Source organism: Corynebacterium sp. H128, from assembly GCF_037482625.1.
In the GTDB taxonomy this organism is placed as follows: domain Bacteria; phylum Actinomycetota; class Actinomycetes; order Mycobacteriales; family Mycobacteriaceae; genus Corynebacterium.
Genome location: NZ_JBBHKW010000005.1, coordinates 104,096 through 117,794, shown reverse-complemented (window position 1 = coordinate 117,794; position 13,699 = coordinate 104,096). Strand labels below are relative to the sequence as shown.

Here is a 13,699-nt window from a genome sequence, read left to right as displayed (position 1 = left end):
ACTACTCGGACTTCTTAGAACGCCCCATGAGTGCAGAAATCATTTCTGTCACGGCCATATCCTCATGGCAGACGGCGTGCACGGCTTCTGTGATCGGCATGTCAATGTCATGTTCTTGGGCCAGGGCGAATACCGCCTGGGAAGCTACAACGCCTTCGGCTACCTGGCCGTTTGTGGAGACCCGTGCTTGGTCGAGGGATTGGCCGCGGCCGAGGCGCTCTCCGAAGGTGCGATTGCGTGACAGTGGCGAGGAACACGTGGCTACCAGGTCGCCCAGCCCAGCCAGCCCGGAGAAAGTACGGGCATCGGCGCCCAGTTCCACACCGAGGCGGGTGATTTCTGCGAGGCCACGGGTGATGAGCGTCGCCAGGGTGTTCTCCCCTAGTCCCTTTCCGGCGGCCATGCCGCAGGACAGTGCGATGACGTTCTTACAGGCGCCGCCGATTTCACAACCGACCACGTCTGAGTTGGTGTAGGGGCGGAAATACGGGGTGCTCACGGCAGCTTGAATGAGCTTGGCTCGATTCTCGTCCGGGCAGGCAATCACTGTGGCGGCTGGCTGTTCCAGCGCTACTTCTCGGGCTAGGTTTGGCCCCGAGAGCACCGCGATGCGGCTGGCATCTGCCTCCGTGACTTCCGCGATCAACTCGGACATACGCAGATTGGTGCCGCGTTCCACGCCCTTGGCCAATGACAGCAGCGAGGCATCGCCAGGGATGAGTTCCCGCCACGTGGCGAGGTTGTCCCGTAGCGATTGTGAGGGCACCGCCAACACCACGATGTCCGCCCCGTCGAGCGCCGTGTGCGCCGCTGAAGTCGCGCTTATCGACGCCGGGAGAATCAGTGACGGCAAGTACTCCGGGTTTTCCCGGGTCAGTTGGATTCTATGGGCTTGTTCTTCGCGCCGCGCCCACAATGACACCATGTTGCCGGCATCCGCGAAGACCTTCGCGATCGTGGTGCCCCAGGATCCCGCCCCCATGACTGCAACTTTTACCACGATGCTTCTTCTCCCTCTGGTTACTAAAGTGCGCAATCGGGCGTGCCGAACGTGCAACTTGCTACGAACTAGACAAAAATGGTGTCAAATACTGACCTTATCTTAAGAGTTGTCGGCCGAATGTCAGTGAAGGAAGAGATCATGTCGAAGAACCCTGCCAAGCATCGTCACGAAAATGACAAGGATGTGGACAACGATCTCGCCGTCACCGGCCGTTACCAATCCATCAGCGCCGATCCCGCCAAGGAGTACAAGCGCTCCACCCTGGCTGCGGGCGCGGTGCTCTGGCGTGGCGACGTCCATAACCTCGACACCATTGAAGTCGCCGTCATCCACCGGCCTTTCTACGACGACTGGTCGCTAACCAAGGGCAAGGTGGACCCCGGAGAATCACTCCCTGTCACTGCATTCCGGGAAATCAAGGAAGAAACCGGTTACGAGGTGCGCCTCGGCAAGTTGCTGGGCAAGGTGACGTACCCCGTGCTGGACCGGACGAAGGTGGTCTATTACTGGACCGGTGAGGTTATCGGGGGCGAGTTCGTGCCCAATGATGAGGTCGATGAGATCCGTTGGATGTCCATCGCCGAGGCCTCTGAATTGCTGTCTTATGAGGTGGATCGCACGGTGCTCGCTAAGGCCGAGAAGCGCTTCCGACTCCCGGCAACCACTCGTATTTTGTACGTGCGCCACGCCAAGGCGCATGATCGTCGAACTTGGTCCGGTGATGACAATCTCCGCCCGTTGGATAAGAAGGGGCGTCGACAAGCAGAGATGCTCGTGCCGATGCTCCTGCCGTTCCAGCCAACGGCCGTCTATTCCGCGCTCCCCGACCGCTGCCAATCCACCGCAGCCCCGATTGCCGATGAGCTCGGCATCCCGGTACAGGTGGACCCCCTCTTCGGCGATGATGCCTGGCTGGGAGACATGGCGAATGCGCAGCGCAAGTTCGAGGAGATCGTTACTGCCGGCGGGATTTCTGTCATCGTCGCGCAGGGCCTGATCATTCCAGACATGATTGCCGCGATGTCCGCGAAGGGGCGGCTGCCGCTGGAAGATGAGATTGCCTGTAAGAAGGGCTCCGCCTGGGTCTTGAGCTTCAACAACGGCGAACTCACCGGCGCGGACTACCTGGCCAGTCCGCTACCGGTGAAGTAGGTCCTGTTACTGAGTGAGTGGCTTGAAGTTGGGGCGCTGTGCTTCAAAGTCGGAGATGGTTGCTTCATCGCGCAGCGTGAGGCTGATGTCATCTAGGCCTTCCATGAGGCGCCAGCGAGTGTAATCATCGATCTCAAACGGGACTGTGACGCCCTCGGCCTGGATACTGCGGTTTTCCAGGTCCACTGTCAACTGCAGCCCTGGGTTAGCCTCCATGAGCTTCCAGAGGATCTCCACGTCTTCCTGCGAGCACTGAGCTGCCAGTAGCCCAGATTTTCCGGCGTTGCCGCGGAAGATGTCCGCGAAGCGGGAGGAGATGACTACGCGGAAGCCGTAGTCCATGAGCGCCCAGACTGCGTGCTCGCGCGAAGATCCAGTGCCGAAATCTGGACCGGCGACCAACACCGAGCCCTGCTGATAGGCGCTTTGGTTCAGGACAAAGGCTGGATCCTTACGCCAGGAGGCAAAGAGCCCATCCTCAAAGCCAGTGCGGGTGACGCGCTTGAGAAAGACCGCCGGGATGATCTGGTCGGTGTCCACGTTGGAGGCCTGCAGGGGCACGCCAACACCGGTGTGAGTGCTGAACTTTTCCATGACGTTGCCTTCTTTCCTTAAATGTCTGCCGGGCTGGCCAGATGACCGGCGACGGCGGTGGCTGCGGCGACTGCTGGGGACACGAGGTGGGTGCGTCCGCCGGGGCCTTGGCGCCCCTCGAAGTTGCGGTTGGACGTGGAGGCGGAGCGTTCACCAGGGGCGAGCTGGTCTGGGTTCATTCCCAGGCACATTGAGCAGCCCGGTGCGCGGAACTCGGCGCCGAAGTCGGTGAAGACTTTGTCGATGCCTTCCGCAATGGCTTGTTCCCGAACGCGCGCGGAGCCGGGGACGACGAGCATGCGGGTCCCGGCTGCGATGGTGCGGCCACGGACAATGTCGGCGGCGGTGCGCAGGTCTTCCAGGCGGCCGTTGGTGCAGGATCCAACGAAGACGGTGTCAATCTTGATCTCCCGCAGCGGTTGGCCGGGGGTCAGGTCCATGTAGGCGATTGCTTTCTCGGCGGCGGCGCGTTCGCCGTCCTCGGCGATCTCCTCGGGCACAGGAACCGTGCTGGCCAGGGGCAGCCCTTGTCCAGGGTTGGTGCCCCAGGTGACAAAGGGAGTCAGCGCGGAGCCGTCAATGTTGACTACTGTGTCGAATTCGGCGTCGTCGTCAGTGCGCAGTGAAGTCCAGTAGTCCACGGCGGCATCCCAGTCTGCACCCTGTGGCGCATGTGCTCGCCCCTGCAGGTAGTCGAAGGTGATCTGATCCGGCGCGATCATGCCAGCGCGGGCACCGGCCTCGATGGACATGTTGCAGATGGTCATCCGGGCTTCCATGGACAGCTTCTCAATCGCCGGGCCCCGGTATTCGATGATATGCCCCTGGCCACCACCGGTGCCGATTTGCGCGATGATTGCTAGCACCAGGTCTTTGGCGGAGACGCCGGGTTGTAGCTCGCCGGAGACGTTCACCGCCATCGTCTTGAAAGGCTTGAGCGACAGCGTCTGGGTTGCCAGCACGTGTTCAACTTCCGAGGTGCCGATACCCATGGCGATGGAACCGAAGGCACCGTGGGTGGAGGTGTGGGAATCGCCGCAGACGACGGTCATACCGGGCTGGGTGAGGCCGAGTTGGGGGCCAACGACGTGAACGATGCCTTGTTCGATGTCCCCCATTGGGTGCAGTCGCACACCAAATTCGGCAGTGTTCTTGCGCAGCGTTTCCACTTGGGTGCGGGAGATCGCGTCTTTAATTTCTTCGATTGCGCCGCTCTCGACGCCGGTCGTGGGCACATTATGGTCTTCGGTGGCAATGGTAAGATCTGGGCGTCGGACCTTGCGGCCAGCTAGCCGCAGACCGTCGAAGGCTTGTGGGGAGGTCACTTCGTGGACAAGATGCAGGTCAATGTAGATGAGATCGGGTGAGCCCGCCTCGCCTTTGGTGACTATATGGTCATTCCAGACCTTTTCTGCCAGGGTTAAACCTGTCCCCATGATGAGCCTCCTACTGCCCGTCGTTATGGAATTCACTCCAATAATTGAATTCCACATATTGAGATGTTAATATCATAGCATGGAACACGATAGCACAGGAGACATTACAAGCGGCATTAAAGTGCTGGATCGCTCAGTACTCATTTTGCAAGCTGTCGCCGATGGCCCGCGCTCCCTCGCGCAACTTTGCGAAGACACCGCGCTCCCCCGGGCCACGACGCACCGCCTCGCCACCGCACTGGAAGCCCACGAATTCTTATCCCGCACTGAGGACGGCCGGTGGCGCATCGGCCCCGGTCTAGTCTCACTCTCAGCCGGCCACGGCGATCTCCTCATCGAGGCCGCCACCCCCCTGATGCACTCGATCATGGAAAAGACCGGCGAATCAGTGCAGCTCTATCGCATCTCGGGAAACAAGCGCCTCTGTGTCGCCGCCGTCGAACCCTCCTCAGGCTTGCACAACACTGTGCCCGTTGGCTCGCGCCTCTCCCTCAGCGCTGGCTCAGCCGCCCAGGTATTCGCCGCGTTCAGCGCCCCTGAGGTACGTGAGCGCGTGCTTGTCGACGCCGCCTTCACCGCAGCCGACCTGGAAAAAGTCCGTGCTCAAGGTTGGGCCGCTTCCTTCTCAGAGCGCGAAGCCGGCCTGGCTTCCGTTTCCGTCCCAGTCAACAACGCCAGCAACACGATCATTGCTGCCCTATCCATCTCCGGCCCAGATGCCCGCTTCCCGCGCGATGCTGGCCAACAATGGGGAGCCTTGCTCATCGACGCCGCGCAGCAGCTAGAAAGCTAAGACAGCAATGACTCCCCACGTCCCCGAGGCAGCTCGCCAGCTGGTAGCGGAAGCCGAGCACATTGTCGCTTTCACGGGCGCCGGCATGAGCGCCGATTCTGGACTGGAGACCTACCGCTCACCCAAAACGGGGCTGTGGGAAAACGTTGACCCCACCGCGATGGCCAGCATCGATGCGTGGGCCCGGGATCCAGAACCGATGTGGACGTGGTACCGCCACCGCGCCTTGATTGCAGCGGCGGCGCAGCCCAATGCCGGCCACGTCGCGCTCGCCGGAGTGCCGGTGATCACTCAGAACATCGATGACCTACACGAGCGTGGCGGAGCAGGTGAGGTAGTCCACCTGCATGGCAGCCTGTTCAGCTACCGCTGCACCATCTGCAGTCGGCCGTTTCGTGGTGAATTGGGCGATACTCCCCCACAGTGCCCGCTCTGTGGGAATCTTATCCGCCCCGGAGTCGTGTGGTTTGGGGAGATGCTGCCCAGCGCAGAATGGGCTCGCGCCGAGGAGCTCATCCGCGATTGCGATTTGCTGCTCGTGGTGGGCACATCGGGCGTCGTCCAGCCGGCAGCTTCGCTGCCCCGACTAGCGCGGCGAGTGCTGGAGATTTCACCGGATCCCACGGAGCTGACGAGTAGCGCTGACTTTTCCTGGCGTACCACGGCTGCGCTGGGATTACCGCAATTGCTGACGAGTAAATAAAACAAGGGAAATCAGCTCTTGCTTTTCGCAAATTATCAAGCTTTTCTTAAGGTCGGACGTTAGCATCAGATACATGGGCCAAAATCTGACGCGAGAACGCATGGTAGGAGTGCGCGAGCGCCTCCTGCTAGCGGGAATCGCGGCAGTCGGAGCGAATATCAATCGCGAGATATCTCTTCTCGATGCAGTTGCACAGACTACGGTGCCCCTCACCGTGGCCCACAAGTATTTTCCCGATGATGAACACTTCCGGGCTGCGATGCTTGATCACCTCGAAATGCGGCTCCAGCACTACGTCCCGAGCAACCCCGAGGGTGAGCTTCCCCAGCAATTGGAAGTTCTAAGCGCGGGCTATTTCACCTTTGCGCAGTTCGAGCCCCCTAATTTCCGGGCACTGCACCTGTTGCTACCCCAGCAAGGCAAACTTCACCCGTCGCTTAGCCTATTTAGGAATCTCTCCAGTGCCGCCGGTATTGAAGACTGGAAAACCAAAAGCCTGGCGATCATGGCCAGCATCCACGGCATGTGCTGCCTGTGTACCTGCGGCGCAGCCCGTTGGCTTTTGCCCACCGCCAAGTCCCAACTGCTGCGCCGCCTCATCAGAAACCTCACGCACATCATCGACGCGCCCGCGCCCGCCCCGATCAAACCCGCGTACCCGCAACGCCTTACCCACGCACCCGCGAGTTCTTCCTACTCCAAGTCCACGCGCGAAGGCATCAAGCACGCGCTATTCCGCGCGGGCATCGAGAACGCCGCAGAACAGGGTCTCGACGCACTCACCCTTGAGGCCGCAGCCAACCGCATCGGCGTATCCCCCGGCACCGCCTACGCGCTTATCGACGGCGATTCCGCCCTCTCCCAAGAACTGGAAGACTGCCTTGACTCCCGCGTGCGGGTACGCATCCAAAGCCAAATCCACTCGCTACCGCAGACAGCTAGCTGCTTGAACAACATCAAGGCCGGCTACACCGCCTACCTCAGCTATGCAAAGAGTGACCCCCAGGGATTCGATGTACTCACCGCCATTTCCAGCGGCTCCGTCATCCCCGTCCCAGAAGAATCGCCAGTACCCGAGTCTGCGTTTGGCGAGCTCACCAGCTTCGCCAGGGCCGTAATGTCCGAGGTTGGCCAGCCCCACAACTCCTGGCATGCCTTCGAACTCAACTTTGACCTATGGTCCATCGCCCAAGGCATGGCACACCTGATCTCCACCGGCTTCCTGCGCGAACTCAACTTAAGCGCGCCAGTTATCTCCAAGATCGCAGACTACGTCCTCTTCGCGATGGCCGATAGGCTCGAGTTGGACACCACTGCGGTCCTGATTGAGCCGGAAGAAGCCTGCGTTTAAGTGGGCGTTTGCGCGACGATAGCAGAATACAAAATGAGGTAGCTAGTCCTAGTGGACCTGCTACCTCATGTGGTACCCCAAACGTTACGCAACATATACAGGGACTTGTCAAGGCTTACGGAAGTACCAAATCTGGCAGCACAGACCGTATAAAGCTAGAAAGATTGACTACTCCAATCTGCTGTGAAAATTGGGCTCAACTGGATCCACTTGCCATGCGGAGATGTACAACACATAAACCTCTATTTCGAAACTAGACAGAAGATCACAGCTTCACTCTCCAATGGTGACGATGTTCCAACCACTGTTACGGAGCGTGTTTATGGAGTTCAACTGGAGAGCATCTTCGCGGCTGCTGAAGCCCAACGAGGAATATGGCATCGCAATCGCTACCAGGGATGTTGGACGCGTTAAGGCAACATAGCATTCACGCATTCGGCTCAGCCTTCTCTTTCCCTTCTTCTGCGAATTCTCTTCCGTACCGGAGATAAACGAAAACACGTCCTTTATTTTGTGATCGTATGCGAAGGTCTCAAGAAGGAGTGTTGCAACGTGAGTCTCCCCTTTTACGGAGTGTATGCTTCCCAATTCAATCTTCACCCCGTCATAAATGAAAGTATTATCTTGAGTGCCACTTGACTTCGCTGCAGAAATTCCTCGACTATTATCGAACGCTGACGCAAAGCGTTGTTGACGATCAGTCGGAGGTGCTACTTCACCTAGCAGTACCAGATCTCTTTGCACTTCCAAAACAGCAGCCTGAATTTCACTAAACGAGTCTTCCGACAGTAATAGATCTGGGCTAACGGTCTTCACGATTCGAGAGATCAGAATTTCTGACACTGATGAAGAAGTGATCAACCCTTTAAGTTGCAGAAAAGGCCTAGAATTTTTGCGCACCCCCAAGGCAGTCAGTACTCCCGTACTTAGGAGGTTTACACCATCCCCAGTTCGCCCAGTATGTAAGACTATGTTTCGACTCTGTAGCCAGTAGTCGTGCAATGTAAAGAGTCCCGATTCCGAGACATCCTTACCTTTGGGCCTATAGGTTGGCAGGTAGTCCGCGATAGAATAAGGCTTGTTTGCTTCTCGCTCTTCAGGGGCTCTATCGTCGGTATGCCTACCCCCCACTGCAGCGATCTTCCCGGAATGAATTTGCTTTGCCGTTAAGTTCTCGATACATATTTGCCCAAATGTAGGCAATACGCTAACGATGTCGTCTTTGGGATTGAACAAGATCAAATGACGAGAAGAAGCAACTGATTCCGCGGCAAGGCCCTTTAGGCCATTTGGCTTTACAGATTCAACGGCAAGACCATTGGCAGCGTCCGCAATACTGGGACTGAATCGGAAACTGTCCGAGATCGAGTGACATTCCACGGATGGAAACGACTCGTCAATGTCTTCGTCTCCCAATCTCTGATTTGGATCTCCTATTCGCTGAACGACCGATCGCCCATCGAATATCAGTTTAAGAATTTCCGAGCGCAAGACATTGGTATCTTGCGCCTCATCCACGATTACGAAGGGAAATCGACGGGAGACTGCTTTTGCAATCGAGGGGTTTTCCTCGAGACAATTCTTGGCAAAAAGGAGTATCTCGTCATAGGTAAACAGACCCTGACTCATTGAGCTGCATATCGCGGAGCTTACTTCCTTGTAGGTTTTAGTGTCTTTTCCTATGGTTTTCTTTCCGCTGCCTAGAAGCTTACCGCAGGGATTTATTGTCGACGCAACTTTTGCTTGCAGGATACTGTCGATATCTCGCCTCTTTGACAGGCTACCTCTTATAATATTCGCAGGTAACAAGTTTTTGCGTCGGCTCAACACTGTGTCGGTATCAATAGTCGACGGAGTACATTCTAGGGATGCTAAATATGGTGTAGCCAAGAATCGGTTGAGGAAATTATCAATAGTACCGACGAAATGCGGCCGTCCGTCGGTATTGATAGCCTCACCAAGGTTGTTAAGTCTCGAGGTTATTTCATCTTTAGCTACATTTGTGTGAGAAAGTACGCAAATACCCGAACCTTCCTTGCTCCACCTCCTGGTTAACGCGATGAATTTAAGAACCACGAGCGTTGTTTTACCACTACCAGGACAAGCGGCAATGTCAAGTGATGTTGTGTTTCTAACAAACTCGCTCCGGGATGAGTCGAGCTCGCTTAAACCCAGTTCTGCTGCCAGTGATTGAACGAGGTCGTCATCGAGTTCTGGGATCATGATTGAATTCGGGTTATCCATCCTGACTATCACCGCTCACGGCCCATTCAATTGCCTCGTTTAGATATCGCGGTAGTACTTTGGAGAGCCCGTCTGGATCGTTTACAAACTTCTCTTCAAGAAGGTCACAAAGATACTGGGCTGCCACCGCTTTTGATGCCCCCTGCGAAACGAACTTCCGATAGACATGCGAGGCAATTTGATCGCTGTCGTTTTGTTTGACCAGATCATCAAAACTATATTCGGCTGTGCATCTGACACTCTCCAGACCCATTTCAGGTTTATTCGGGTCATGAATAGCATCGTCTTTGAGAGCAAGCTCTGCAGAAATAAATACTTCCCTCGCCAGACCCGCCTCAGCAAGGTCGTATTCGAGCGTCCAATGGTCTGAAATAAACGTCTTAACTAGACCACTGTCAGCCGCTTTCTTTTCTTCAAGGTAGATGTCCTTTCCTAGAGTAATAAGACTAGTGTCTCCATACTTTCCACCTTCCGGCAACAGTGCGAAAAGTGGGTCATTTTCGCTTCGCCATTTCCTTTTGGCACCATTAGGTAGATCGTTCTTATCAGGGTCTTTCTGGTAATCCAACTCATTCTTGGACTGCTGGAACTTATTCGACATGAGGCTAATAGCTGTATCTGGGACAATATCTCGGTCGGTGATACACGCCACCCTTATCGGAATTTCGTCTTCCTTGAGATCTCTCCTGAGAAATATCCTCGCATACCTTCTTAGACCAACCCCTCGTACATTTACCACTGATACGCCGAACTTAGTGAAGTCGCATCCAATCAGTTTTGCGATAGTTGGAAGAAGGATTTCTTCAGCATCGCCCTCAACGATTAGGACATTTTCTGAAAAGAAAAGGTTTGATCTAGTTACGTCGAGGAACCTGTCGAGATACCTGTAATCACTTGAGGAAAGTTTTGTGCAATTTTTAGCTAAAGAAAAAGGGCCTTTACGTGTGACTAGAACTGCATTTTCAGTCTTAGCTTTCGACGCCAGAACAGGGCTATGAGTGGTAACGATTACTTGAAGGCCATCTTTTTCGGCCTTTTCTCGGAGAAACACAAGAGTTTGAAGCTGTCGCTGGGGGTGAATGTGAGCTTCGGGCTCTTCTACTAAAAGCAGACCTAGCCCCTCACTATCCTGGGCAATAAGCAATAGCTCGCATGCAATGTATAGAAGATTGTTGGAACCAAGACCATATCGACCACGAGCCCTCTCAGTTTCACCCATGTTAAATAGGTTGAGTTGTAGACGTTCCAGGATTTGCCTTAACTTTTGAACATTGTTTTGCGGCGAGACTAGTCCGATCGCTCCTCCAAGCGAATCGTTTTTCAAAGTGAGGTTTTCAAGATACTGCGTGTTAAGAGTTTTGGCAGCGCTATCAACACCCTGGTTCTTATTTACCAGATACTCAAACAGTTGTGCTTGCGCTGAAAGACTAAGTCCTTCTAGATCCGCCTTACTTTGCGGAACGTTTTCTGAGTCAAACTCTCCACCAAGATCAATCGCCTGATAGCTTTGCAGAACCCTGGATAGTCTTGATCCTCTACCGGGCGCGAGCTCTCTTTCCGCATCTCGAAGAGGTCTGAGGTAGGTACACGCGAGTAGTTCGCGAGTCAACGAGTCAACTAATGCCCCTAGCCCATCTTTCCCTGAGGTAACTGTTGTATAGACACCTGTCCTACCGGCTCTTTGCCTTATCTTCGCGGTCAGCGTGAGGTCTAAGAAGTAAGTCTTATCTTCGTAAGTTAAATACTCAACGAATCTGGAAATATCGCTCGCCCCAAGATTCGAAAAGCGGGCGCTAATTTCATATTCCTCCGCTTGTTTTCCATTTGAGGCAATATGAAAATCGTTAAGATCTGAGCGAATGTATTCCTGGTCTCGAGTCGTCAAGATGTATCGAATTGCATCTAGTATTGCAGTCTTACCACTATCATTTGGCCCTAAAAGTACGGTCACTCCCGGCTCGAACGGAATATTGACCCCGCTTCCGCCAAACTGGCGAAAGTTACGAATCCTCAGTTGACTTAGATACATCGGCCCGTGAGCATCGTCGTTTCCATTTTGTACTGTTGACCCCACCTGCGAAGTGTCCGTTGCGCCTAAAGCAAGGTTTGCTAACTCATCGATGCTCATGGTTTCCGCATCCTTATCTGTTCTCATATGCCAATAATTATATCAAATTCAATTTCTATAGTGGAGAGTCTTGCGCCTCCGGATATTTTTTCGACGTCGCACAATCAACGTTATATGACATACAACCGAACAAAAACAGTATTCTACCCACCCGCCAAAACACTGAACAGTAGAGCGAGGACGGGACACTATTAAAATAAGTTATGTGTCTAATGGTACCACTTTCACCATTTGAATCTTACACATAATTCATGATTTTAACAGAGGTGATCCCGCTTATGGCTGGATCATTTTTGATTACATTCGACGACCGACATGTAAACACAATTCTCGCAATTCAGCGATTTTTGCGTCAATTTGCTCAAAACTTTCTTACCGTTTCCTATTAGGTTAATTGGGAATATAAACCCACCCTCCAGTGCGCACTTTTACCGAAGAAATCAGCTCATATTCATCTTGTCATTTTCGATTTCTGCATCAGGAACCCGACTCGCAAGCTGCTGCACCAGTCTCTCCCGCTCAAACCCACCAACCGTCGGAACAATCGGCATTTTCAGCTGTCGCATTGGGTTGCGATCGTCAAGATGTCCCTCACACCACGACAGCCACTCCACTGCCCGATCATGCTCGTCACCAGAAAGCTCTCCTACCCGCGCACGCATTTCCTCTATATACCGCCGAACCTTCTCAAACCGATCCCACGCCATCGCCTGCTTCTCCAACTCATCGTAGAGACCACGATTGCGAAACACCTCGTCAGCTTGTTTCTCAGCGATGGCCACCTTTTTGGCCCACCTGCCTTTAGCCCGGCGATCCATTTCAGCATCGTAATCTGACCAGAACTGATCCAGGGTAATTCCAGCCAGTACCTTCGCAAATCCATCTTCAGCCACCCGTGTTTTCGTATCCTTGGCTTGGTAGCGACCAATCGTGATAGTCAACAGCCCGTTGTACGGATGGTCATAGAACTTCTTCAGCTCAGCCTTTGGATACCACCGCTTGCGGTCTTCGAAGCCCGCCAGCTCTTTCTTCGTCGCCGGCCGCTCCACCCGATCAACCTGCTCAGTAGCAGAGACAAAGAAATCACGCCCATCGACCTGGAACCCATAGCCGGTATCCCGCGCGTTTAGTGAACCTCGTTCCCGCGACGTCTTATGTCCCGAGTACGGATCAACCTCCACTGCTCCGTACGACCAACCCCGAGCATCCACCTCTAAAAACAGCTGATGTAACAGACGTCGGGCACGAGGCTTCATTTCTGTCGACACATTCGTCGAGTACTTCATCACCTGACTCACAGCTCGGTGATGACGCTTGATTTCCTCTGGAAGCGGATCACTGAGCCAATGATCTACCGGCACTAACGCTATATCCACGTCATACTTTTTCTTGCACCAACTCCCGACGTTTCGTGACCGAGTGCTCACCCGCCAGGTATCACCAAGCAACGTTTTCGCTGAACGCAGCTCATTAGCCCTCTGGTTCCAATCCACCGCCCCGTCATCCTCCAGCTCAGGACGAGCCACGATGTGAAACTCCGTCTCCAGAATCTCCTCAAACAACAACCTAGTGCGAGCCGACACGACCGGCCCCATCGCTACCACCGGCCGCGATGCTGGCTTTTCGGACACCACTGGCTTAGGAGCTTTTCTGTTTGGACAGCGTTTCCAAGGCTTTTTCGTGGCAAGCGTTGCCCCTAATTCCGAGATGGAAAGATTCGGCCATTTCTTCCCGAGCTCAGTTAGCCAAACTTGCCAAGAATCTCCTCTTCCATAGATCTCAACCAGCCCAAGCCGCTCAAGCTTGCGCGCATGACCCCGGTAAACAAGATCCGAATCCTTGATCGGATCATCCTCAGGCTGACCAGCCCTAATCCACTCCAAGACTTCGACCTGAAGAGCAGTTAACCCCTTGATCTTATGCGCCACAACGACCACCGATCTCGCTCGCTATCTGAAGTCATTGTGCCACGAACTCGCGCCTAACACGCGCCTTTCGCTGTGCGATCTGAGGTTAGCCGTTGCGCCTACAACATTTTGTCCTTTAACCCCAGGTGTGGCCGTTTAAGGGCGAAAATAAAGAGCTCCTTCCGAAGAAGGAGCTCTTTATTTGGTACCCCGTACGGGATTTGAACCCGTGTTACCGCCGTGAGAGGGCGGCGTCCTAGGCCGCTAGACGAACGGGGCGCGGCATCTGCTTTTAAAAGCGGACTAGGCAATAGTAAACATAAGGGAACAAAAGCACCAAATCTAGGCCATAGCCTGCAGATTTGCTAACTTGCCACATTCTCACTTT

The 13,699-nt window shown here is 54.6% G+C and carries 10 protein-coding genes and 1 tRNA gene; 4 read left to right on the top strand and 7 right to left on the bottom strand.

The window, feature by feature from the left end:
* Position 1: 1 nt before the first annotated feature.
* A complete protein-coding gene (locus tag WG915_RS06310; protein ID WP_339564529.1) occupies positions 2-1,000 on the bottom strand; it encodes an NAD(P)H-dependent glycerol-3-phosphate dehydrogenase in 999 nt (332 codons plus the stop codon).
* A 141-nt stretch (positions 1,001-1,141) separates the two neighbouring features.
* Here WG915_RS06310 and WG915_RS06305 point away from each other — a divergent pair, with 141 nt between their 5' ends.
* The gene (locus WG915_RS06305) at positions 1,142-2,155 is read left to right on the top strand and encodes an NUDIX hydrolase (RefSeq protein ID WP_339564528.1); all 1,014 of its coding nucleotides are present in this window, start codon (positions 1,142-1,144) and stop codon (positions 2,153-2,155) included.
* A gap of 6 nt (positions 2,156-2,161) precedes the next feature.
* Here the strand turns inward: WG915_RS06305 and leuD are convergent, their stop codons facing one another.
* Positions 2,162-2,749 carry a 3-isopropylmalate dehydratase small subunit gene (gene leuD / locus WG915_RS06300; protein ID WP_339564527.1) on the bottom strand — a complete coding sequence of 196 codons (588 nt, stop codon included), beginning with the start codon at positions 2,747-2,749 and terminating at the stop codon, positions 2,162-2,164.
* A gap of 17 nt (positions 2,750-2,766) precedes the next feature.
* Positions 2,767-4,185, bottom strand: coding sequence for a 3-isopropylmalate dehydratase large subunit (gene leuC, locus WG915_RS06295; protein ID WP_339564587.1), 1,419 nt, complete (start codon positions 4,183-4,185; stop codon positions 2,767-2,769).
* A gap of 79 nt (positions 4,186-4,264) precedes the next feature.
* Here leuC and WG915_RS06290 point away from each other — a divergent pair, with 79 nt between their 5' ends.
* The 3 genes from WG915_RS06290 (at position 4,265) to WG915_RS06280 (ending at position 7,032) form a co-directional block, all read left to right on the top strand.
* Positions 4,265-4,978 carry an IclR family transcriptional regulator gene (locus WG915_RS06290; RefSeq protein WP_339564526.1) on the top strand — a complete coding sequence of 238 codons (714 nt, stop codon included), beginning with the start codon at positions 4,265-4,267 and terminating at the stop codon, positions 4,976-4,978.
* 7 nt (positions 4,979-4,985) lie between these two features.
* On the top strand, positions 4,986-5,681 hold the full coding sequence (locus tag WG915_RS06285; RefSeq protein ID WP_339564525.1) for an SIR2 family NAD-dependent protein deacylase: 696 nt from the start codon (positions 4,986-4,988) through the stop codon (positions 5,679-5,681).
* A gap of 73 nt (positions 5,682-5,754) precedes the next feature.
* Entirely contained in the window at positions 5,755-7,032 is a 1,278-nt protein-coding gene (locus tag WG915_RS06280) for a TetR/AcrR family transcriptional regulator (RefSeq protein WP_339564524.1), read from the top strand.
* A 273-nt stretch (positions 7,033-7,305) separates the two neighbouring features.
* Here WG915_RS06280 and WG915_RS06275 read toward each other — a convergent pair whose 3' ends face one another.
* The 4 genes from WG915_RS06275 to WG915_RS06260 all read right to left on the bottom strand — a co-directional run bounded on the left by WG915_RS06275 (position 7,306) and on the right by WG915_RS06260 (position 13,590).
* Positions 7,306-9,255: a UvrD-helicase domain-containing protein gene (locus tag WG915_RS06275; protein ID WP_339564523.1), complete on the bottom strand. Its 1,950-nt coding sequence runs from the start codon at positions 9,253-9,255 to the stop codon at positions 7,306-7,308.
* A 13-nt stretch (positions 9,256-9,268) separates the two neighbouring features.
* Positions 9,269-11,404: an ATP-dependent nuclease gene (locus WG915_RS06270; protein ID WP_339564522.1), complete on the bottom strand. Its 2,136-nt coding sequence runs from the start codon at positions 11,402-11,404 to the stop codon at positions 9,269-9,271.
* A 440-nt stretch (positions 11,405-11,844) separates the two neighbouring features.
* Positions 11,845-13,332 carry a hypothetical protein gene (locus WG915_RS06265; RefSeq protein WP_339564521.1) on the bottom strand — a complete coding sequence of 496 codons (1,488 nt, stop codon included), beginning with the start codon at positions 13,330-13,332 and terminating at the stop codon, positions 11,845-11,847.
* A gap of 182 nt (positions 13,333-13,514) precedes the next feature.
* Positions 13,515-13,590, bottom strand: a tRNA-Glu gene (locus tag WG915_RS06260).
* Positions 13,591-13,699: the final 109 nt, after the last annotated feature.